Source organism: Aerosakkonema sp. BLCC-F183, assembly GCF_041929145.1.
Lineage (GTDB): Bacteria > Cyanobacteriota > Cyanobacteriia > Cyanobacteriales > Aerosakkonemataceae > Aerosakkonema.
Genome location: NZ_JBHFNU010000066.1, coordinates 91,891 through 114,658, shown reverse-complemented (window position 1 = coordinate 114,658; position 22,768 = coordinate 91,891). Strand labels below are relative to the sequence as shown.

The window sequence follows — 22,768 nt, the reverse complement described above, 5'->3', positions numbered from 1 at the left end:
GGAATCTCTAGATTTATTTAGTGAACAAACTGCTAAATTAATGTCTTTAAGTCCTCATAAATTACCTTATTATCAACGAGGTCATCGCGCCGAAATGCTTATCCAGTCTACCTTTGAGCTATAGTTGTCGCCCCGTCAGGCGATTATTGCGAAATTTTTGGGTATGACGCAACCTAAAGACTTTCTTTATCAACTTCTTCTTGGGTAAATTTGACTTTATTATATATATCATCTAAGGGAATTTGAAATTCTACCGAATTGAGTGCGAGCGCTTCGTCTTCTGCATCATATTCGCCAAATGACCAGCGCTTTTTCCCAGTCTTATAAAATTGTTCGACATGAACTTTGGTTTGGTCGATTAAGATATACTCTTCAAAACTAGGCAGAGTGCGGTAAGCCTCAAATTTACCACTTTTGTCATATCCCTTAGTTGACTCTGACAAAACCTCAATAACCGCTTTCGGATTTACAATCGTATCAATGCGGTTATTAAAATATTCTGGTTCTCCTGCTACTATCATTACATCAGGATAAGTGTAGATGCGTCGCTTGGCTATCCACAGGCGCACGTCACCCATATACACTCGATAATCCAGCTTTTTGAAAGCAAAGTTCAGTTCGGCATAAAAATTGCCAGCAATTTGATTGCGATCGGTAGATCCGCCTGTCATAGGAAAAATTTGACCGTCAATGTATTCGCTTTTATAGTCAGCTACTTCTTCCAGTGCTAGGTATTCTTCTGGGGAGTAGTATCGCTGTTCGGTAAGCTGCATAGTTCAACAAAGCAAACGCTTCATCTTAGTATAACATTGGCGCTCGCAATAGTGTATGGACAATTATAACGATGAGTTGTTTTTCATAGCAGTTAATTTAAAATAGAATAAGCGCCGGATAGCGTCCAAAGGATAAACTATTTAAATCTCATATTGTGACACAAGATTTGCCGCTCAAAGAACGTTACCGCTTGGTTAAACCAATCGCTCAAGGCAGATTTGGCAGAACTTTCCTGGCTGTGGATGAAGCTCAATCTCCTGCATCTGCTTGTGCGATCGAACAATTGCGACCCCAAGAGCAAACGCCAGCAGCTTTAAAAAAAGCTGCTGAATTATTTTATCGGTCAGCGCAGCGACTAAAAGAATTAGGTAAACATCCACAAATTCCGGCAGTTTTAGATTACTTTGCATCTGAGGGAAATTTCTACTTGGTGCAAGAGTTTATTGATGGCAGCAATTTGGCGGAGGTCGTCGAGTCGGAGGGTGTTTTTAAGGAAGATCGAATTTGGCAACTTTTAGATGAGTTGTTGCCAATCTTGCAGTTTATCCATTCTCAGCAAGTAATTCACGGCGATATTAAACCACAAAATATCATTCGTCGCAGTTCGGATAATCGCTTTATATTGGTTGATTTTAGTGCTACCGAAGCTGTGACGATCGGCACGAGTAGCGGTAGTGCGGAATATGCCGCACCGGAACAAGCGCAAGGAAAGGCGATTTTTGCCAGCGACCTTTACAGCTTGGGAGTAACTTGCATTTACCTGCTGACGGGGATTTCTCCGTTTAATTTGTTTGATGTGGGGAATAATTGTTGGGTTTGGCGACAATATTTGACCGATAATGTGAGCGATCGCCTCTCTTACATTTTAGATAAACTCCTCCAAAATGCCGTTAACCTTCGCTTTCAATCCGCTGACGAAGTTATGCAAACAATCGGTATCCAATTCAAAATCCCAAATCCCAAATTCCAAATCGAAAATTCTGGTTGGCGCTGCATACACACCCTCACCGGACATTCTGGTTCATCTGCTTGTGTGAATGCAGTTGCCATCAGCCCGGATGCTAAAATTATAGCCAGCGGTGGCGATGACAAAACTGTTAAATTGTGGAATTTAGAGACTGGGGAATTGATTTCTACTTTCTCCGGACATTCGCACTTTGTTAAATGCGTTGCCTTTAGTCCGGACGGGTCAATTTTAGCAACGGGAAGCGACGATCGCACAATTAAATTGTGGCACGTCAGCACAGGTAAGGAAATGGCCACCCTCACCGGACATTCTCATGCTGTTAAGTCACTCGCGTTTAGTCCATCCCATCTCACAGGCGGGACGCCTCTGCTAGCCAGCGCAAGTTGGGATAAAACAATTAAATTGTGGGATATTAATAGCAAACAAGCTATTTGCACATTAGTTGGGCATCAGTTGCAGGTGACTGGCGTTGCTTTTAGCCGATATAATCTCACAGGGGGGACATATAATCTCACAGGCGAGACGCCTGTGCTACTCGCCAGTACCAGTTTCGATCGAACTGTGCGATTGTGGGATTTAACTTCTCTCGATCGTTCCGAATTTTGCCCCCAACTTCGTTATACCCTTGCAGGTCATTCCTGGCCGGTCTTTACCGCCGCATTTAGCCCTCAAGGTAATCTCCTCGCCACCGGTAGCGACGATAAAACCGTCAAATTGTGGGATGTAAAGACCGGACGAGAAATTCGCACGCTTGCGGGTCATTCTTGGACAGTCGTCGCACTTACCTTTAGTCCTGATGGCGAAATGCTGTTTAGCGGCAGTTGGGACAAAACTGTAAAAATATGGAGGGTAAGCACTGGTGAAGAAATTGCCACCCTCGCCCAGCATTCAGATTCCGTTTCTGCACTTGCGATTAGCCCTTATGGAAATATCCTTGCCAGTTGTAGCAAGGACAAGACCATCAAAATATGGCAACTTGTTGACAAATTTTAAGCGCTACCTGTAAAAGCTACTTCTGGGAATTTACCCTGAGCTTCAGACATCGGGCGGCGTCTGCCTTCTTCCTGCCAGTAGTTAATCACTTCTGTAGCTTTGTTGAGCAGATCGACACGTTCGTGCTCGGAGATCCAATGTTTGGCTTCCAGCTCGCTTTTGAGTTCTTCCCAAGCATCGTTCCTGGGCCAGAAAAAGTATTTTGTTAAAGGGCTGGTTCCTTTACCTACAACTTGGTCAACAGCGATCGCTACATCTTTCTCCAGCCAGAGAACCTTTAAAATGAACCTCGACAATCACACCTCCGAGTTCGACTCAGACTTTCAGTTACTGTACAACCTTACTATAATAGCGTACTGATTGAGTCTATCGACAAATAGATTAGACATCTCCAAAAATTCTTGTGGGATAGGCATCCTGCCTGTCTTTTCGATTCTTTTCGAGGAGATGTCCATTCCCAAAATATTACCAGGTACAGAACATTGACCCAAGCAACTAGCCGCCAATCAAACTCAACCGATGCGATCGTAGTTTTCGATATTGATGGTGTCGTCCGCGACGTGGCGGGGTCGTATCGCAGAGCGATCGCCGATACGGTAGAGCATTTCACTGGTGGCGCTGATCGCCCAACACAAACAGATATGGACAAGCTCAAGTCGGAAGGCATCTGGAATAACGACTGGGAGGCTTCCCAGGAGTTAGTGTATCGATATTTTGAGGAACAAGGCCAGCAACGCCATCAAGTTGCGTTAGACTACCAAATCCTCATCGACTTTTTCCAGTCCCGGTATCAGGGGCCAGATTCTCAAAATTGGACAGGTTATATCTGTGACGAAGCGTTATTGCTACAGCCAAGCTATCTGGAAAATTTGACCGCAGCTGGCATTCCTTGGGGCTTTTTTAGCGGTGCGCCGCGTGCTGAAGCTGCTTATGTTTTGTCAGGACGCCTCGGTTTAAACTCGCCGGTACTGATCGCGATGGAGGATGCACCCGGTAAACCCGATCCTACAGGTTTGTTGGCAGCTGTGCATCAGTTGGAGAACCAGTCATCAATAAATGCTGCAACACCTGTTATCTATGTGGGAGATACGGTTGCCGATATGTTGACTGCTGAGAAGGCGCGTTTAGTCCAACCCACTCGCCGTTGGATTGGTGTCGGAATTTTGCCACCCCATCTTCAGCATACGCCCGATCGTCTCGATGCCTATACCGCCAATCTCAAGCAGGCTGGTGCAATTGTAATTTTTAACAACGTGCAAGAGTTGACTCCAGCTCGAATTCGCGAATTGTTACAGACATCACTATAGTATTATTTTATACATAACCATGCGGTTGTCCCTACTACTATTTGCTTGATAATTTAGAGTTATTAATTAAAATAAATGCTTGTGTGGCAATGCTTTTTCTCTGCCATACGCAGCATTGACCTTTAGCTCTAAAAAAGTATTTCAAGCTGAAATACATAGTCTTTTGTTTGTTTTTATACTTATTTTAAATTTGTGCAAAATAGAAAATATATCCGCGACTTCCTGGAATTTACTAATAATTTTTGTTGTAACTTTATATATTTTTCACACGCTTAAGCTTTTGCGTGCTAATTATTCAAGAAGAAGGTTAGATAAATAGCTTTATATTGCCAAAATACAAGTATGATAAAACTGATCGGTTACGATATTTCCGCTTTAATTTATGAAAGTACCAATTCCCTTGTCTATCGGGGACGCCGAAGTCGGGATAATTTACCTGTGATTCTCAAAGTTCTCAAACAAGACTATCCGACGCCGCAAGAACTCACGAGATATAAGCAAGAATATGAAATTACCAGCAACCTGGACTTAGAGGGTGTTATCAAAGCTTATGATTTGCAACAATATCAGAACACTCTGGTGATGATACTGGAGGACTTTGGCGGCGAATCGTTAAAAATATTGATGAGTCATCGAGAGTTCACGCTATCAGATTTTTTCGTAATAGCCATTCAGGTAGTTGATATTTTGGGGCAAATCCACCAGCAGAATATCATCCACAAAGATATTAACCCATCGAATATTGTTTTTAACCCAGAAACACAGAAAGTTAAAATTATAGATTTTGGTATTTCCACAGTTTTAACACGCGAGCAACTGACATTAAAAAATCCCAATCTTTTAGAAGGAACTTTGGCTTATATGTCGCCCGAACAGACGGGCAGAATGAACCGATCGCTAGATTACCGGACAGATTTTTACTCGCTGGGAGCCACTTTTTACGAACTGCTGACAAACAAGCTACCTTTTGAGGCGATCGATCTCATGGAGTTGGTGCATTGTCACATCGCCAAACAGCCAAATGAAGTCAAAAGTCAAAATTCAAAAATCAAAAGTGAAGAAATTCCACAGGTTATTTCAGATATTGTCATGAAATTGATGGCAAAGAATGCAGAAGATCGCTATCAAAGCGCCTGGGGAATCAAAGCAGATTTGGAAAAGTGCCTTTGGCAATTAGAAACAGGTAATCTTGCCGAATTCCCCCTTGGCACCGAAGACATTTCCGATAAGTTTCAAATCCCGCAGAAATTATATGGCAGAGAACGAGAAATAGAAACTTTACTCGCCGCGTTCGATCGCGTCAGCCAAGGCGAAATAGAAATGATGTTAGTGTCGGGTTATTCCGGCATCGGTAAATCCGCACTCGTACAGGAAATTTATAAGCCTATTACCCAGCAGCGAGGCTATTTCATCAGCGGAAAATTTGACCAATTGCAGCGCAATACTCCCTACAGCGCCGTAATTAAAGCCTTTCAAGAATTAGTCGGGCAACTGTTAACTGAAACTGAAACTCAGCTAGATTCATGGCGGAAAAAATTAAGCGCTGCTCTGGGGCAACAAGGTAAAGTCATAGTAGATGTAATTCCCGAAATAGAATTAATTATTGGGCCTCAACCACCAGTCGCCGAACTTGGGCCATCCGAATCGCAAAACCGCTTTAATTTAGTCTTCCAAAACTTCATCCGGGTATTCAGTCAACTGCAACACCCCTTCGTTATCTTTCTAGATGATTTACAGTGGGCTGACTCCGCTACGCTCAAATTGATAGAGTCGATCGTGACGGATACCTATACTCATTCTCTGTTTCTGATCGGCGCGTATCGAGATAACGAAGTCGATCCCACCCATCCGTTAATGATAACTCTCGATCGTCTGCGTTCCCAGTCTGAGCCTGGGAAAGAGGGAGTGATTATCAACGAAATTAGTTTATTTCCCTTGAACATTATCCATATTACTGAGTTAATTGCTGACACTTTGCACGCGGAGCGGAAATCGATCGCACAATTTGCCGAACTCGTACTGCGTAAAACAGAAGGAAATCCCTTCTTTATCAATCAATTTCTCAATACTTTATATGAAGAAAAGCTACTTGTATTTGACTTAGATCGCAAAATTTGGCAATGGGATATAGCTCAAATTGAGGCGATGGGCATCACTGACAACGTAGTGGAGTTGATGACAGCAAAATTAAAGAAACTCCCAGAGTCAACGCAGCAAGTTTTACGCTTAGCAGCTTGTGTGGGGAATGAATTCGATTTAAAAACGCTTTCGATCATTTATGAAAAATCTGAGGCGGAAACTTTTACAGAACTTTTACCAGCTATTCAGGAAGAATTAATTGTTGCGACTTCCGAGTTACAAGCTACAACGGAAGAGAAAGCGATCGATTCTCATTTGGTTATTTTAAATTATAAATTTTTGCACGATCGCGTGCAACAAGCTGCTTATATCCTAATTAATGAGAAACAAAAAAAAGCAACTCATCTTAGAATTGGCAGGCTCTTGCTGGCAAAGGTCACATCAAAAGAACGCTCGGAAAGAATTTTTGAGTTAATAGACCATCTCAATGCTGGGCGGGAATTGATAACTGCAAAACCAGAAAAAATCGCCTTGGCCAAATTGAATCTAGAAGCTGGCAAAAAAGCCAAACAAGCTACGGCTTATATTTCTGCTATAGGCTATCTAAAAGCAGGTATGGAAGCTTTGACTGACAATAGTTGGAAAAGCCAATATAAATTAACTTTAGATTTGCACACAGAAAGAGCAGAGGTAGAGTATTTAACTGGTAGCTTTGCTTATTCAACCAGCTTAATTAATTTGATTCTGTCTAAAGCGAGATCCGCAATTGAGAAAGCAGAAATATATAATTTATTGATTGTGCAACACACACTAAACGGCCAGTATCAAGAGGCTATACAAGCTGGGAGAAAGGCTCTTCTTTTGTTGGGAATTGAATTGGCGAATTCAGATTTTCAAGCAGCGCTATTTACAGAAATTAATGAAGCAAAATTAAATTTGCAAGACCGAAAAATCGCCTCGTTGCTTGACGCAAATATAATGGAAATACCAGAAAAAATACTAGCTTTAAAAGTTCTGTCAACACTGATAGCGCCAACAAGTGTATCCGATCGAGATATTTACCCTTTAGTTGCTTTAAAAATCGTTAATATTTCTCTCAAATATGGTAATCAGCCAGAATCTTCTTTCGGCTATTCATCTTACGGTCTGATCCTATCTTGCTTTTTGGGAGATTATGAATCAGGGTATGATTTCGCTTTGCTAGCTTTAAAGCTGAGCCAAAAGTTTAACAGCCTAGCTTATAAATGTAAAGCTTGTTTCATGCTTTCCGAGTGTTTTAATCATTGGTTTAACCATACGAAGGAAGCCCAGGTTATTTGTCATGAGGGATATCAAGCCGGCTTAGAATGCGGAGATTTACAATTTGCCGGCTACATACTGGCATCTAAAACATTTCATATGTTCTATCAAGGCAAAAATTTGAAACAAATCGTTCCCGAAGCTGCTAATCATTTAGTTTTTTTACAAAAAACTAATAATTATTTATCAAGCGATCTAATTCTGGGATTAGAAATATCGATATTCAACTTAATTGGGTTGGCTGGCGAAAAATTTGTTTTTGCCTCGGGTCGTATTAGTGAAAAGCCGTATGTAGACAATTGCCATACCAATAACAGCATGGGTGCGATTTGCTTATATTATATTTTAAAATTACAAATTTTATATCTGTATGGCCAGTATTCAGAGGCACTAAAGTACTCTTTATTATCAGAAAAAACTATTTATTTTATTTTTACCCATATATCAGTCGCGGCACGTAATTTTTACCTATCTCTCACCCTGGTAGCGCTATACCCAGAAGCTACCGAATCCGAACAAAAACAATATGATGAGCAATTATCGGAAAATCAAAAACGGATGAAAACTTGGGCAGACAGATGTCCTGAGAACTTCCTAAATATGTATTTTTTAGTAGAAGCGGAAATAGCCCGCATTTATGGTAAATATTTAGAGGCAATAGATTTGTACGATCGAGCTATTCAGTCAGCCCATGAAAATGGTTTTATTCAAAATGAAGCATTAGCCAATGAACTAGCAGCTAAATTCTGGTTAAGCCAAGGAAAAGAAAAGTATGCCAAAACCCATATGACAGAAGCTTACTATGGCTACCAGCATTGGGGAGCCAACCGCAAAGTCCAAGATTTAGAAGAAAAATATCCCCATTTGATTGCCACAATACAAAAGGGCTTGCAGATGACAGCAGTCTTAAACTCTGTCACATATACCTCTAGTGGCAGCGATGCTACCCTGCTAGATTTAGATACAGTAATGAAAGCATCGCAAGCTATTTCCGGCGAAATTGTGCTGGCAAAATTATTGGCTTCTTTGATGAAAATATTGATTGAAAATGCCGGAGCGCAAAAAGGATTTCTTATTTTGATAAGGGATGGAAAACTGCTGATAGAAGCATCATTTTCAGTGGATGAAGAAGAAGTAATCGTACAACAATCTACTCCAATCGAATCCAGCCAAAATTTGCCTCTGACAGTAATTAATTATGTGGAAAGAACTCGCTCTGATGTAGTATTAAGTAATGCTGCCACAGAGGAAAAATTTACTGCCGATCGCTATATTGCAGAGCAGCAATTAAAATCAGTATTATGCACTCCTATCCTTAACCAAGGAAAACTTATCGGCATCCTTTACTTAGAAAATAATTTAACATTTGGGGCGTTTACTCCCGATAGGCTAAAAGTTTTAAGGTTGCTTTCTTCCCAGGCGGCTATCTCTCTAGAAAATGCTCGCCTCTATGCTTCGGTAGAGCAAAAAGTGGCTGAAAGAACCCAGCAATTAAACGAAAAAAATATCCATCTCGAACAAATGCTGCACGAGCTTAAACGCACTCAATCTCAACTTATTCAAAATGAAAAGATGTCTAGTTTGGGACAGATGGTGGCGGGTGTGGCTCACGAAATTAACAACCCGATCAATTTCATTTACGGGAATGTTGATTACGCCAGCAACTATGTGCGCGATCTGCTCAATCTGATTGATGTTTATCGGCAAGAATATCCGCATCCTACACCTTTAGTTCAAAAGACAAATGAGGATATAGAACTGGAATTTTTGGTAGAAGATTTGCAAAAAATCCTGGATTCGATGAAAGTCGGTGCAGAACGCATTCGGAATATTGTACTGTCATTGCGAAATTTCTCGCGCCACGATGAGTCGGATATGAAGCTGGTAGATATTCACTCTGGTATTGATAGTACTCTGGTAATTTTGCAGCATCGACTTTCGCAGGCAAAGTTTAATATTGAAGTAATTAAAGAGTACGATCGGCTACCTAAGATTAGCTGTTTTGCTTCCAATCTCAATCAGGTATTTATGAATATTTTGAGTAATGCGATTGATGCTTTAGAGTCACGCTTCGCGATCGATACTTTGTCAGAAGGAAAGAATAAATCCCAACTCGAACGTCTCCCCGTTTTACAACCAGGGGAGAAAGATAGAGGGGCAGTGGAGGATTTTTTAACCCTAAATCTAAAATCTTCTCTTGCGAAGGTGGACATCGTGACGGGAACCGCCAAGACGCCCACTTCGCGCCAAATCGAAAATCCCCAAGTTCGTATTCGCACAGAAGTTAAAGATAGCGATCGAGTGCTAATTCGGATTGCAGACAATGGGCCCGGTATGAGCGAAGATGTCCAAAAAAGAATTTTTGACCCCTTTTTTACGACAAAGCCGGTGGGTAGTGGCACCGGCTTGGGATTAACCGTTTGTTATGAAATTGTGGTACAAAAACACGGTGGGAAATTGACTTGTGTTTCTGCACCAGGAAAGGGAACGGAGTTTATCGTTGAGATTCCCATTCAACCGAAAGATTAATTCGGCACGACAAAATTAATTAAATTATTTGCGATCGCAACTATTCAAGGTTAATGAACTTTTCCAAAGCACTCACCACCGTAGGAGGCCAGCGGCGGATATTTTTGACCCAGTTGATATCTTTATAACGCGGGTCGAGTCCAACAGCTGCTACCCAGTTACTTTCTGCTTCGCCGTGTTGTCCGTTTACCCAAAGAGCTGCTGTCAAAGCTGCCCGCATATCAGGGAATTGAGGATATTTGCGAATGATATTTCTCATCGTCCGAATCGCTACTTCTATTTGACCTGTTTGATAGAGCGCGAGGGCGTAGTTGGCACGAGCAAAGGCAAAGTTGGGTTCTAATTCAAAGGCTTTTTCGTAATCTGCGATCGCTTCTTTCCATTCTCCCAAACCCGCTTTCGCATTCGCCCGGTTGTTGTATCCCATCGCATCGTTGGGACTCAGTTCCAGGAGATGATTGTAATCGGCGAGAGCTTCATCAAATTTTCCTTGCGCTTCTAGAACTGAACCCCGATTCAAATAAGGATCGGGAGCGTTGGGTGCCAGTTCCATCGCTTTGTTATAATCTGCGATCGCTTCTTCTAATTTATTTTGACTAGCCTTAGAATTACCCCGGTTACTCCACAGCGCTGGGTTATCCGGTAATAATTCGATCAGCTGAGTCCAATAAGTTTCAGCCGTCGCAAAGTCACCATTTTCTGTAGCGCTAAACGCTTTTTTTCCCAGTTCGTTTACCTTTTCCTCTAACTCCTTTTCGCTAATACTCGATGGCGTTTCCGTTTCCGTAATACTCGATGGCGTTTCGCTGACGCTTGATGGCGTTTCCGTTTCAGTAATACTAGCTGGCGCTTCGGTTTGTGCCATCACTGGCGAGATATTAACAAACCCAATTGAAATAGCAACAAGCAGTACAGTCAGTAAAGTTAGAATGCAACGAATCATAGAACGATCGCAAAAGCTAATGTTGTGTTTTGGGCTGGTATGTAGGGACTGTTGTCAGCAGTCAGCCTTTACTTACATTACACCATATATAGTCATTTTTTTGTAAATCGCCTTTTTTAACTGTCAACATATTATTTGTAATCGTCATATTTAAGCAATCCTTCAAGCTTTATTTTTTTATCGTATGCCTCCTTTAATGCTTCAGGAGTTGTTGCCAGTCCTAACACCAGTGTAATCCCTTCATTACTAATAGTGAATGTATTAATAAACCATTGATTATCTTGCTTAATAATCTGGCCCTTTATTTTAGCTGATTTTTTGGTAAATTTTGCCTGTGCAACATAATCACCGACAATTAATTGGCCAAATTCTTGTTTGTTCAGCCCAGAAACTCCATTACAAATAGCTCCCGTGTAGGACTCCAGTTTACCGATCTGTTGGAAAAAATAATAGAAAACCCGTTCTAATTCTTCAGGCTGCACAGATTCAAGAAATTGTGGTGTAGCTCTTTTCAATAGTTCTAAATAATTCCAGTCTTTGATAATTTCCGAGACAGCAGAATCAACGTAATTTTGTGCATCCAGCCATATTTCTGCTCCTTGTGACATCATCTTAGCTGCTTTGGGCAGAAAAACCTTCAAAAGAACGACGATCGCAACTACCAAAGCCAGTACTAAAAGTATAAAAACAAGCAAAATCCCACCCAAAGCCGTCAGTAATTCTTTCATAAGTTTAGCCTCTTCTTTATATAATTTATCTCAACTACTTGTATCCCATATGTTGCCAAGCCGCTGGGGTAACCATACGACCGCGAGGCGTCCGCAGCATAAATCCTATCTGCATCAAGTAGGGCTCGTAAACTTCCTCAATTGTTTGCACATCTTCACCAGTTGCCGAGGCAATAGTTTCGATTCCCACTGGCCCCCCTTTGAAATTGTCTATCATTACACTCAGCACTTTGCGGTCTGTCCAATCCAAACCGCGAGGATCGACATTGAACACTTCTAATGCTTCGTCGGCAATTTTTCGATCGATCTTCCCCAGGTTTTTCACTTGGGTGTAATCGCGCACCCGTTTGAGCAAGCGGTTGGCAATGCGCGGCGTACCGCGACTTCGACCGGCAATTTCCTCTGCTCCCCCGCGATCGATCGGAGTTTTGAGAAGATCGGCACTTCGCAGTACAATCTCTGTTAATTCTTCTGGCTCGTAAAAGTGCAGCCGATGAATTAAACCAAAGCGATCGCGCAACGGCGAAGTCAGCGACCCCACGCGAGTTGTTGCCCCCACCAAAGTGAACGGCGACAGCGGCAAACTGCGAGTCCTCGCGCTCTGACCTTTACCTATCGCGATTTCGACTCGAAAATCTTCCATCGCAGGGTAGAGAAGTTCCTCTGCCATGCGCGTCAGGCGATGGATTTCGTCAATAAACAAAATTTCACCCGGTTTGAGACTCACCAGCAAGCCGACAATATCTCGCGGACGTTCTAGAGACGGCGCAGCTGTGATTTTGCAGGTGGTGCCCATTTCCGCCGCCAGGATCAGTGCCATTGTCGTTTTACCCAAACCGGGCGGGCCGTACAACAGCAGGTGATCCATCGTCTCGCCTCTACCTTTAGCTGCTTTGATGGCAATTTCCAAGACTGTTTTCAGGTCTTTTTGACCGATATAATCGGCAAATCGCTGGGGTCTGAGTCCCTCTTCCAGCTTCTCGGTTTCATCGCTTGCGGCTGTTGGTTGAAGTAAATCCGATTTTGGCGACACTTTTGGAGTTTTGCGATCGCCCTTTGACTCCTGACGCTGCTGCGGTTTGGGGTCTGGTTCTAAAGGCTGCTGTTTCGAGGAAATTATCGCCATAACTAGATATCTATATCAATAAAGATTAATTTTCCGATAGTCTCTAATTATCGTCACTTGGGGAGCGCAAGACACTGCCATGCTAGCTAAACGAATCTTACCTTGCTTGGATGTAAAAGCGGGGCGAGTTGTCAAAGGCATTAATTTTGTCAATCTCAAGGATGCTGGCGATCCGGTGGAACTGGCACAGGTTTATAACGACGCCGGTGCGGATGAGTTGGTATTTCTGGATATTACGGCAACTCACGAAGACCGGGAAATTATCATCGATGTGGTGTACCGCACCGCAGAGCAAGTTTTCATTCCTCTGACAGTTGGGGGCGGCATTCAGTCCTTAGAAATGATTAAACAATTGTTAAGAGCCGGAGCGGATAAAGTCAGCATCAATTCAGCGGCGGTACGCGATCCGGATTTTATCGATCGGGCAAGCGATCGCTTCGGCAATCAGTGTATCGTGGTAGCAATTGATGCCAGAAGGCGACAAGACCCAAATAACCCAGGTTGGGATGTCTACGTGCGCGGCGGGCGAGAAAATACTGGCAAAGATGCGATCGCCTGGGCTAAAGAAGCCGAGCAACGCGGCGCTGGAGAGCTTCTCGTCACAAGCATGGACGCCGACGGCACCCAAGCTGGCTACGATTTGGAATTGACCCGCACCATTGCCGAAAACGTGCAAATCCCCGTAATTGCCTCCGGGGGAGCCGGTAACTGCGGACACATTTACGACGCCCTCACCGAGGGTAAAGCCGAAGCCGCGCTTCTAGCATCTCTGTTGCATTACGGGCAACTTTCCGTAGCAGAAATTAAAACTTACTTAACATCCCATCACGTGCCAACCCGGTTGCTGTAGCATCTAAGAACTATACACTGAGATAGATTCAGCCCTTGCCACATCCCATCAAGTCAGCCGTGGCATATATTAGAATAGATAAAACTGTTACATTTCGTAAATATATGTTGATTGCTATTCTAATGTTTGATGTGGCCCTAGTGGCTTGGTCGCTGCACCTGATGCAACAGGCATTCGATCGCCAAGAGTTTTCCTTAATGCTCGCCGGTACTCTGGTCGCCATGTCCGCAGCCGCCATGTTGGTAGTATATTTCCTCATCGGAGGCTGCATGGGCTACCTAGCCCAGATGAGTCAGCACACTTATCCGCTTTATTAACGAAATTTGCGGCAAAGGTACTTGACAACATGGGGAGAAATAAGGCAATATAGAAAAGCATCGAAAGGGGCTATAGCTCAGTTGGTAGAGTGCTTCAATGGCATTGAAGATGTCAGCGGTTCGAGTCCGCTTAGCTCCATACAGAAATGTCGATTAACAAATTATTTGTCGTCGTTAACAAATTAATTCAGTTCAATCATAACCTAACGCAATTTTTCTGTTTGCCAATAGATGTAAGTCATAAATTGCTATACGGAAAATTATTTGGTTATAAGTAGACACAACACTACGCTTTATTCAGGCAATTAATTTACCATAAATTAGTTATGTTATATGATTTTTTAGTCAATTTACACAATCAACCATTGCTCGAATTACCTAAAACGGTTCAAGAAATATATTCAAGAGTAATTCAAGAAGCCAAAAACCAATTCCCTGATTTTCAACAATATTGCAAGTCGCAATATAAAAATCTCATTTATGATGATTCTCCTAAAGGTGCTAAGGGACAACTATACACGTTTTTTCATACTCACTTTTTTAAGTTTTTACATACTCTAATAAGGACAGAATTAGATCTTCTTACACAAATAGGCCGGACAAATATTTTAGCATATCCATCTGTCACTTTAGTAGATATTGGCTGCGGCGCAGGAGCTGCAAGTGTAGCTTTGTTAAGCTTACTTGAAAGTTATCATAAATTTTTACTTGATAATAATAAAACGCTTTCACCAATTCGAGTTTTTTTGATTGGTTTCGATCCAAGCGAAAATATGATATCTCTCTACATGAAAATGGTAGAGGAATACGCTCATAAGCTTTCTCCCTTATTAATCAATGTTCGATATGAGACTTTGATTGAGCCTTTTCCCCAAGGTGTTGAAAAACTCACGACTAGATTTCACCCTATAAATTCATATAGTGTGTTGCTAGGAATGTCAAATGTAATACGTCCGCTATTCGAGTCTTTTAATGCTGGTGAGACACCTTGGCTAGAGAAGGTAAATCAAGCATTAAGAGGAGAGCCAGTATCTTCCCCGGAATTTGCAATAGCAGAAGCCAGAGCAATTAAGTCGATAATTGAACAGTGGCAACTTGACCGAGTAAGTCTATTGAGTATTTGTACAAATGGTTATGAGCAAAAATTAAATCAAATGAGTAAGGTAATAGGACAACAGATATCGCCTCATAAAAGCAAAAGCGCAGGTCTAAGAAAAGAAAAATTAGAATTTATAAACCCTCTAGATTGCTATTTTAGCGCCGGCTCTAAATGTCCAACTGAATATTACTTTAACTATTCACACTTTCTTCATGAGTCTTATACGAATGACAAGCAATGGCAAGATATCCTGCAACTAAGTAATCTTACCCAAGCTTGGGCGCGTTCTCGTAGATATGCACTTCACGAAGTTTTAGCTGACGAGACTGAAATTTTTCTGTTTGACTATGAGGTAGAAGCTAAACTTGCTAGATTACATAAACAGATCCTAGCCCAGGAGTGGAAAACTTTAAACGTAGAACATACTTTATTCTTTGATGCTCCGAAGAAACCAGGCGCTCCACGGCCAAAAACAGTCACAAGGTTGGAGGAACAGATATTAGCGACTGCTTTAATCCAGCGTCGAGGTATTAAAAAACAAAAGCTTAAAGCAAGTTATAGTTACTACCTAAACGATAAAAAGGATGAATTTTTATATGACAATTGGCTAGGAGCATGGAAAAAATTTATAAAAGAAGCCCACAAAATTGCTAAGTATAGCAATAATGTATTGCGTGCAGATATCAAAAAGTTTTATCAGAAGATTTCTCAAAAGAAATTATTAGATGTAGCAAAACGTATTCTGGGAATTAAGGAGAGAACAGAGAAGCTACTTGAAAAACTTTTATTGCGCGATTGCGGGCCAAGTCACGAATCACATTATGGTATTCCTCAAGGTCATATAGCTTCAGGTTTTTGGGCTGATATTTATCTAGCGGAACTTGATTCCTTGTTTTTGGAAGAACTACGAGGAATTAAATTTGCTCGTTATGCTGATGATATGGTATTTGCTGTTGATTCAGATATTTGCAAAGTAGAGATAGTTAAATCAGAACTTAAAAATAAACTTAATTCAATATCTCTAGAGCTATCAGATGAGAAAACTTTTCCCCAAGAGGGGAGTGAGTATGTCAGCGAGACAACCCTAGATAAAGAAATAGAAAAACTTAGTAATGAATTCGATCGTGTTGTTAAATATATTTACACCATTGGCAAGGATTATCGTGTCTTATATAAATCGGAACCAGTTGATTTTGTTTACAAATACAACAAACTACTGAGATTAATTCGGGTTTATGTATCAGAGCCTTGGCTTCGACGAAAGTTAGAGAAATCTGAGCATGATAGTTGGTTAAAGCAAGTATTTTTTTGGTGGAAGAAATCATATTTGCTTACCTTTCCGGACTTCCAAGAGCATGAACAAGAATGGCTAAGGGAGTTTCGCGATAAAAATGCCAACTGGATTAAACAAGTCGAGCAATTACGAGCTGATTTCATCAATTTATGTTTAACCAGTCTAGAAATCCTGTCAAAGGAAAGTAATGGAGAAGAGACTAAAAGACAAGAAGCTGAGGCCAGACGTAGACTAAAGTTCTCAGTAGGTCGCCTTTGTACACTGGGGTTAGATGAAGTGGCAGATTTGCTAGCTACTGAGATTATTCAGCGTCCTTGGCAAGTTCCAGTTAATATTTTATGCCGGGGGCTTGCTAATTGTGAGCGCGGCCCTGAATTATTACTCCGCATTTCCAAGGACAGCGACAATCCTTATGTTAAAGCATTAGCTATTCGTGCGTTGGCAGAAGTCCGTCCTCAACCACCGATAGAGGGTATCGAGCATATGTGGGCAATGCTTCAAAGTGATAGTACTCAACCCCATGAAAAGCTCAAAGCTTCTGAAGCACTGTTATTTGCCGAGCGGTGGGAAACAGCAGATTTTACAGTTTGCCGACAATTAATTGAAACAGAAAAAGACCCATACCTTTTGAAAAATTATATATTAATGATTGGTCGAGCGTTCAAATACACTGTTCGTGATTACCTAGAGGTTTTGCAAACAGAACATTTCCAAAACTATATTCAGTGCTTGAATGGAGACTGTTCGGATAATAAGTGCCATAACTTGATTGTCATTGATGCTATTCAGTATGTACTACGAGAGCTAGATAGAAGTAACCAGAATTGCAGCAATAACACAGATAATGAAGAAGTAAATCTGGCAATTTATCAAAAGGAATGTACTTTATTTAATCAGGGTGAACCAGAGATTTTATTTAGCTACTACTCGGCGTATTATCCAGTTTCCGAGTCAGAAACTGTAACAAGGACTGGCTCACCCTAGCGTTAGTATGTTTCCATTAGTGGGATCTATAAGCTTTGCTCTCTTTGCATACAGTTTTTTAAGGATACTTACGTCACCCAAACAAGCGCTACTGACTTTAAGCCAAGCGATCGAGTACTCTAGGAATTCAGCTTTAGTACAAAGGTACTAATTAGTTAAGAGTATTATACTCACTTATCTAAAAAATGACACTCAATTTGTTATGGCAAATAAAAAGTTTGGAATTAAGCAATTTTAGAAAAGCGACAACTAAAGTGTTATTATTTTGAATAGGGACAAAATTATACAGATAAAAGTCCAAGAATTTCAATCATTTGTTAAAAATATTTACCGTAAACGATAGGTTTTGAGCAACTGTTTCCTCTTTGGGGTCTTTGTCAAGTTTGTAGGGTTGATTGATGAATTGTTTTCGGGTGTTCGCGAAGGGAGAGGGAAAGTCAAAAGTCAAAAGTCAAAAGTCAAAAGTCAAAAGATTAATTCCCCCGCTCCCCCACTCTCCCCCTCTTCCCTCTCCCTTATTAAGCAAAAGCGGAAAAACCACAATCCGGCGGGACATCCTGCAAACGTCCCGAACCTACTGCTTGGATTGCTTCTTGGAGAGAAACGTCACCAGTATACAGGGCGCGACCGACGATCGCACCTTTTACTCCCAAGGGTTCGAGGGCCAGCAAACTCAAAAGATCCGTGAGGGAACTCACGCCGCCAGAAGCAATGACGGGGATGGAAATGCTAGTTACCAATTCTCGCAATGCTTCTAAGTTCGGCCCTTGCAGCGTACCGTCGCGATGGATATCGGTATAAATTATTGCTGCACATCCTAACTCGGCCATCTGCTGCGCTAGTTGTACTGCCGCAACTTCAGAGGTTTCTAACCAACCGCGAGTTGCTACCTTGCCATTACGGGCATCAATTCCTACCACAATTTGTCCGGGAAATTCCCGACACAGGTCGCCTACCAGTTGGGGATTTTCCACCGCCACAGTGCCCAGAATTGCTCGCTGCACGCCCATATCCAGCATTTGGGCGACTCTGGTGCGATCGCGCAAACCGCCTCCCACTTGTATCGGCACCGACACCGATCGCACAATAGATGCGATCGCATTCAGGTTCGTCGGTTCGCCAGTTTTAGCGCCATCGAGATCGACTACGTGCAGCCGCGTTGCGCCTTGGTCTACCCACTGTTTCGCCACCAAACTTGGATTTTCGTCAAATACCTGCGATTGCGAGTAATCTCCTTGATATAACCGCACACATCGCCCTTCTAATAAATCGATCGCTGGGATAATTTCCATTCGCCTTTGTGTCAACGCCTTCTCAAAAAATCATTCAGTTTTCAGATTAGCTCGAATAGGTTTTTTAGGAGGAGCGGGGGAGCAGGGGGGCAGGAAGAAATTCTTAATTTTGACTTTTGACTTTTGACTTTTGACTTTTGACTTTTGACTTTCCCTCCTCCCGACGCCCTAACCCCTAACCCCGACGCCCTAGCCCCTAGTCCCTAATCCCCAACCTCCAATTCTTCCAGAATGGTAAAGCGGATGTGATTGATAGCTAACTCGCCAATGGAAATTTCTTCTCCACTTTCTTGAGTAGTATCAGTTTTCAGCTTTTCAAAAGAAATTCCTTTACCAATTTCAACGTGATACCAAGCTAATCCCATGAAGAACCGGGATGGGTATGGCCCGCGATCGATCACGTCGTCCGGATTGGATTCCATCGGCAACCAGCCGAAACCGGGTACGTAGAACTCCAACCAAACGTGATTGTAATCTGGATACAGGGGTACGCCCAGTTTATCTGCCTGTTGAGGACACTTGTAGCGCCCAATCGTGCGGCAAGCAATACCGTTTAAACGGAAGAGAGCGAGTAAAATACCAACATATTCGCCGCAGGAACCGACACCGCGTTCGAGGGCAACGTCTGGTGGGTCGATATGGGGTTTGATGCCGTAGGAAAGTTTGTCGTAAACGTAGTTACGAATCCGATAAGCTTTCCGCAACAAATTTGTTTCGGTGCCGATCGCTTCAATTGCAGCATTGCGGATAATATCGGTATCCATCGCCAACTCGTCATCATCCACTAAATAGCGCTGCTGAAATTCTGGCGAAAGGTCGGGAACCTTTTCCAAGTCTCGCGGTGTGAGGGAATACTTGATACCGTAAACTTCCACAAGTGCCTTCCAACCAAACAAATGGCGTTCGTCCGGTTTGAGGTTGTCAAACTTAAACACTGCTATCCGCTGTCCGTCTACAATTTCTTCTGTAAAGGGAAGACCGACGCCAGAAATTTGACGAACTTTTTGTCTGGGCGTCTCCGATGGTAAAGCGATGCGCCATTCCACGTTTTGTAAATGCACCGCTTCTAGGGGTAAAAGTTCCTCCACGTAGGACATTTCAATCAGAAAACCGTTAGATAGGGCGTAGTTTCCTTCCTGGTTGTAGTAAAATTGGAGGGGATGAATAAAAGTGCGATCGCGATATTCTAATTGATGTGGCGGATTGGCATTCGGATCGTCTCTGATGTAAGCCTCCTCCCCAGCATAGGCTACATACAAGCTATCCTTACCAGTTTGGGGGTTTGTCTGGAAAGCCAAACCAGTGGGATTCTCAAACGGCGTCAGAACGCTATACAGTATTTGACCAGTAGCCCGCTCCAGACAATATACCGTTTGTTCGATATCGTCGGAAACCCAGAGTTCCTCACCCCGCACCGCGATATATTCAACCCCAATCCCAGGTGAGTAGAATTGGGTAATCAGCCTAGCTGTGGCGCGGTTATAAATAAAAATGTAACCGGCTTTCTGGCAGGTAACGTAAACGGTAGATTCCCAAACCGCAACCCCATTCGCTGTATAGGGCAAAGTCACAAAATGCTGCGGCGTGAAATCCGTCCGAGTACAAAAGTAAACGGTGTCTTCTTTTGTGAACCAAATCGTGTCTTCCCAGATTGCCAAACCTGTGGCACCTTCAAATTGGAGGACGCGATCGGGGTTTAAGATAGAAGTATTCTCGCTGTTGAGATCGATCGAGAGCAAATATCCCCTGGCCGAGTCTAGGGCAATCAGCCGATCGCCCGCAACAGCAAGACCGTGGAGAGCGTAAGCCCCTATGGGTTGCAGCAAGTTTGTCTGGGAATTCGATCTTGGTGGAGGAGCAAGCATTTCTGTAATCATAGCCAAATCAGGTGAAAATATATAGTAATGCGAAAAAAAGAGCGCTCGCGAGCTAAGTGGGGGTTATGTAAAGAGCCTATACAGGTTTGCCATTTTGCAACTGCAAGAGCGGTAACATCACCTAAAATTAAGCCATTTTATCTGCTTATTGATTTCCCCAAAAGGGAAGAAATGCTATGACTCCAACACTGTTCGTTGCAAATATCGTCGAGCTTCGCTTAGTGTTATCGCTAGAACTGGTCGTTCCCATTCTGCTGCTCTCCTCGTTTGGTTACCAATACCATTATCGGTAGAAACCCAGACTCGAATTGAATCGTCTTTTACCAATACACCTTTGCTCAGCGCTGCTGTTGTGCCATGACTGCAATGAAGTCCTTCTTAAAGTTAATTACCTTTTGTATCGTCCTGCTGTTGGGTTTCGGGATTGTCACTCACTTCCCTACAACGGTTACGGCACAGTCACAACCGCCTACCAGCAGCCAAGGGCTACCGAATACTTGGGGAAACTACGAACCAGATCCCAGTATCGGCAAACCCGGTCGGCGCGAGGGCGGAGGAACGCGAGGGCCGTGCGCGTTCTCACGAGATCCTAACAAGACCCTGACTGCTTTAGTACCTGTGATACAACGTAAAGCGGGTAATTCGGACATAAAAACGGTTGCTTTTGGGGCAACCATAGAGAAATCTCCAACTTTCTTCTTTTACGTGCCTCCAACGGCGGCGCAAAGAGCGGATTTTTCCTTACAGGATAAGAACGACCAGAACATTTATCAAACTACTTTCCGCATTACTGGAGATACTGGAATTGTAAGCGTCACCCTGCCCAGTTTTGCGAATTCAGGATTCTTAGAGTCCAAGAAAGATTATTTTTGGAGTTTTGCGCTCAGTTGTAACTCAAGAGCTGAAGATTCGTCAGATAGATCCGGCGTACTGGCTGTCAATGGATGGATACAGCGCGTACAAGCCAACCCCGACCTCGCGCAAAAGTTGGGCCAAGCGACACTACGCGACAAGGTAGCTCTCTATACTAAGGCCGGTATTTGGTACGACGCTCTCAATGCTCTTGCAGAACTGCGTCGTAGTTCTCCTAATGATGCAAGTCTATCAGGTGCCTGGACTAATTTGTTACAGTCGGCTGGACTGGATAAACTTGCCTCCGAAGGATTGGGGCAAAATGCCTTGCTACCCTAAGAAAAGCCAAAAGTCAAAAAAGGGCGTCGGGGCTAGGGGCTAGGGCGTCGGGGCTAGGGAAGAAGGAAGAGGGAAGAGGGAAGAGGGAGGAGGGAGGAGGGAGGAGGGAGAGGGAGGAATTTTGACTTTTGACTTTTGACTTTTGACTTTTGACTTCCCCACGCCCCCACTCCCCTAGCAAGTTTGACAGAAAGCTGATGAAAAGGTATCCCCAGGCAAGCGGGCTAGGTAAAATTGCTTTTAGCTTGAGCTAGGTAACACTTTTGCTGTTGACTAATTGATAAGAACAACAAATAAATTGTTACTCTATTGGCAGCTAGCTTGTGAAATTATTCGTTTACCACACCCCCGAACTGACTCCAACCGATAGCGTTCCCAATTGCGCGATCGCTATAGACGTATTGAGAGCTACAACAACGATGGCTACAGCTTTGGCAGCAGGTGCCGAGGCGGTTCAAGTCTTCAGCGATCTGGAAAAATTAATGAGGGAGAGCGAAATTTGGCCTGCCGAGAAGCGGATTCGCGCAGGCGAACGCGGCGGGGCGAAAGTACCCGGCTGCGATATGGGCAATTCTCCCCTAGATTGTACGCCAGAGCAGGTGCAAGGACGGCGATTGTTCATCAGCACCACTAACGGCACTCGTTCTCTACAGAGAATCCAAGATGCTGCTTCGGTTTTGGCGGCGGCATTTGTCAATCGCAAGGCTGTAGTAGATTATATCTTGGCTCAGCAGCCAGAAACAGTCTGGATTGTCGGTAGCGGTTGGGAAGGCAGTTTTTCCCTGGAGGATACCGCTTGTGCCGGTGCGATCGCTCACAGCTTGGTGACGGCACAAAATGCCAAATTAGATGATATCGCTGGCAATGATGAAGTAATTGGTGCGATCGCACTTTACCTCCAGTGGCAAGATAGATTGCTCGAACTGATGCACCACGCCAGTCACGGTAAACGTTTGCTGCGCTTGGACTGCCACGAAGATTTAAAATACTGCGTTCAAATGGATCTTTTGAACGTTCTGCCTATCCAACGGGAAGCTGGTGTTTTGGTGAAGGGCTAGGGTGTCGGGGTTAGGGGTTAGGGCGTCGGGGAAGAGGAAAGAGGAAAGAGGGAAGAAATTC

The 22,768-nt window shown here is 43.1% G+C and carries 15 protein-coding genes and 1 tRNA gene; 9 read left to right on the top strand and 7 right to left on the bottom strand.

What is annotated here, in order from left to right; translation table 11 throughout:
- Positions 1–173 precede the first annotated feature (173 nt).
- Positions 174–773 carry a Uma2 family endonuclease gene (locus ACE1CD_RS19970; RefSeq protein WP_374826080.1) on the bottom strand — a complete coding sequence of 200 codons (600 nt, stop codon included), beginning with the start codon at positions 771–773 and terminating at the stop codon, positions 174–176.
- Between the two features lie 155 nt (positions 774–928).
- On the opposite strand from ACE1CD_RS19970, the gene ACE1CD_RS19965 reads away from it, so the two are divergent.
- Positions 929–2,734, top strand: a complete 1,806-nt coding sequence (locus tag ACE1CD_RS19965; RefSeq protein ID WP_374793842.1) for a protein kinase — start codon at positions 929–931, stop codon at positions 2,732–2,734.
- On the opposite strand, the gene ACE1CD_RS19960 is transcribed toward ACE1CD_RS19965, so the two are convergent.
- Entirely contained in the window at positions 2,731–3,030 is a 300-nt protein-coding gene (locus tag ACE1CD_RS19960; RefSeq protein WP_374793841.1) for a 30S ribosomal protein PSRP-3, read from the bottom strand. The genes ACE1CD_RS19965 and ACE1CD_RS19960 overlap by 4 nt on opposite strands.
- A gap of 186 nt (positions 3,031–3,216) precedes the next feature.
- On the opposite strand from ACE1CD_RS19960, the gene ACE1CD_RS19955 reads away from it, so the two are divergent.
- Together ACE1CD_RS19955 and ACE1CD_RS19950 are read left to right on the top strand one after the other, a co-directional pair.
- Positions 3,217–4,041: a TIGR01548 family HAD-type hydrolase gene (locus ACE1CD_RS19955; RefSeq protein ID WP_374826079.1), complete on the top strand. Its 825-nt coding sequence runs from the start codon at positions 3,217–3,219 to the stop codon at positions 4,039–4,041.
- Between the two features lie 342 nt (positions 4,042–4,383).
- Positions 4,384–9,948 carry an AAA family ATPase gene (locus ACE1CD_RS19950; protein ID WP_374826078.1) on the top strand — a complete coding sequence of 1,855 codons (5,565 nt, stop codon included), beginning with the start codon at positions 4,384–4,386 and terminating at the stop codon, positions 9,946–9,948.
- 40 nt (positions 9,949–9,988) lie between these two features.
- On the opposite strand, the gene ACE1CD_RS19945 is transcribed toward ACE1CD_RS19950, so the two are convergent.
- The 3 genes from ACE1CD_RS19945 to ruvB all read right to left on the bottom strand — a co-directional run bounded on the left by ACE1CD_RS19945 (position 9,989) and on the right by ruvB (position 12,745).
- A complete protein-coding gene (locus ACE1CD_RS19945) occupies positions 9,989–10,891 on the bottom strand; it encodes a tetratricopeptide repeat protein (RefSeq protein ID WP_374826077.1) in 903 nt (300 codons plus the stop codon).
- A gap of 131 nt (positions 10,892–11,022) precedes the next feature.
- Positions 11,023–11,619: a hypothetical protein gene (locus ACE1CD_RS19940; RefSeq protein WP_374826076.1), complete on the bottom strand. Its 597-nt coding sequence runs from the start codon at positions 11,617–11,619 to the stop codon at positions 11,023–11,025.
- A 34-nt stretch (positions 11,620–11,653) separates the two neighbouring features.
- The gene (ruvB, locus tag ACE1CD_RS19935; protein WP_374793836.1) at positions 11,654–12,745 is read right to left on the bottom strand and encodes a Holliday junction branch migration DNA helicase RuvB; all 1,092 of its coding nucleotides are present in this window, start codon (positions 12,743–12,745) and stop codon (positions 11,654–11,656) included.
- A 79-nt stretch (positions 12,746–12,824) separates the two neighbouring features.
- Between ruvB and hisF the strand changes: the two genes are divergently transcribed.
- From hisF to ACE1CD_RS19915, 4 genes are all read left to right on the top strand, one after another.
- Entirely contained in the window at positions 12,825–13,595 is a 771-nt protein-coding gene (gene hisF / locus ACE1CD_RS19930; RefSeq protein WP_374826075.1) for an imidazole glycerol phosphate synthase subunit HisF, read from the top strand.
- 104 nt (positions 13,596–13,699) lie between these two features.
- Positions 13,700–13,912, top strand: a complete 213-nt coding sequence (locus tag ACE1CD_RS19925; protein ID WP_374793834.1) for a hypothetical protein — start codon at positions 13,700–13,702, stop codon at positions 13,910–13,912.
- A gap of 66 nt (positions 13,913–13,978) precedes the next feature.
- Positions 13,979–14,051, top strand: a tRNA-Ala gene (locus ACE1CD_RS19920).
- Between the two features lie 187 nt (positions 14,052–14,238).
- The gene (locus tag ACE1CD_RS19915; RefSeq protein ID WP_374826074.1) at positions 14,239–17,289 is read left to right on the top strand and encodes a reverse transcriptase domain-containing protein; all 3,051 of its coding nucleotides are present in this window, start codon (positions 14,239–14,241) and stop codon (positions 17,287–17,289) included.
- A gap of 518 nt (positions 17,290–17,807) precedes the next feature.
- Here ACE1CD_RS19915 and hisA read toward each other — a convergent pair.
- Positions 17,808–18,581 (bottom strand): 1-(5-phosphoribosyl)-5-[(5-phosphoribosylamino)methylideneamino]imidazole-4-carboxamide isomerase, encoded by a 774-nt coding sequence (gene hisA, locus ACE1CD_RS19910; RefSeq protein ID WP_374826073.1) that lies wholly within the window; start codon positions 18,579–18,581, stop codon positions 17,808–17,810.
- 203 nt (positions 18,582–18,784) lie between these two features.
- Positions 18,785–20,458 (bottom strand): transglutaminase domain-containing protein, encoded by a 1,674-nt coding sequence (locus ACE1CD_RS19905; RefSeq protein WP_374826072.1) that lies wholly within the window; start codon positions 20,456–20,458, stop codon positions 18,785–18,787.
- Positions 20,459–20,815: 357 nt separating this feature from the next.
- On the opposite strand from ACE1CD_RS19905, the gene ACE1CD_RS19900 reads away from it, so the two are divergent.
- Positions 20,816–21,649 (top strand): DUF928 domain-containing protein, encoded by an 834-nt coding sequence (locus ACE1CD_RS19900; RefSeq protein ID WP_374793823.1) that lies wholly within the window; start codon positions 20,816–20,818, stop codon positions 21,647–21,649.
- 323 nt (positions 21,650–21,972) lie between these two features.
- A complete protein-coding gene (locus tag ACE1CD_RS19895) occupies positions 21,973–22,707 on the top strand; it encodes a 2-phosphosulfolactate phosphatase family protein (protein WP_374793822.1) in 735 nt (244 codons plus the stop codon).
- Positions 22,708–22,768: the final 61 nt, after the last annotated feature.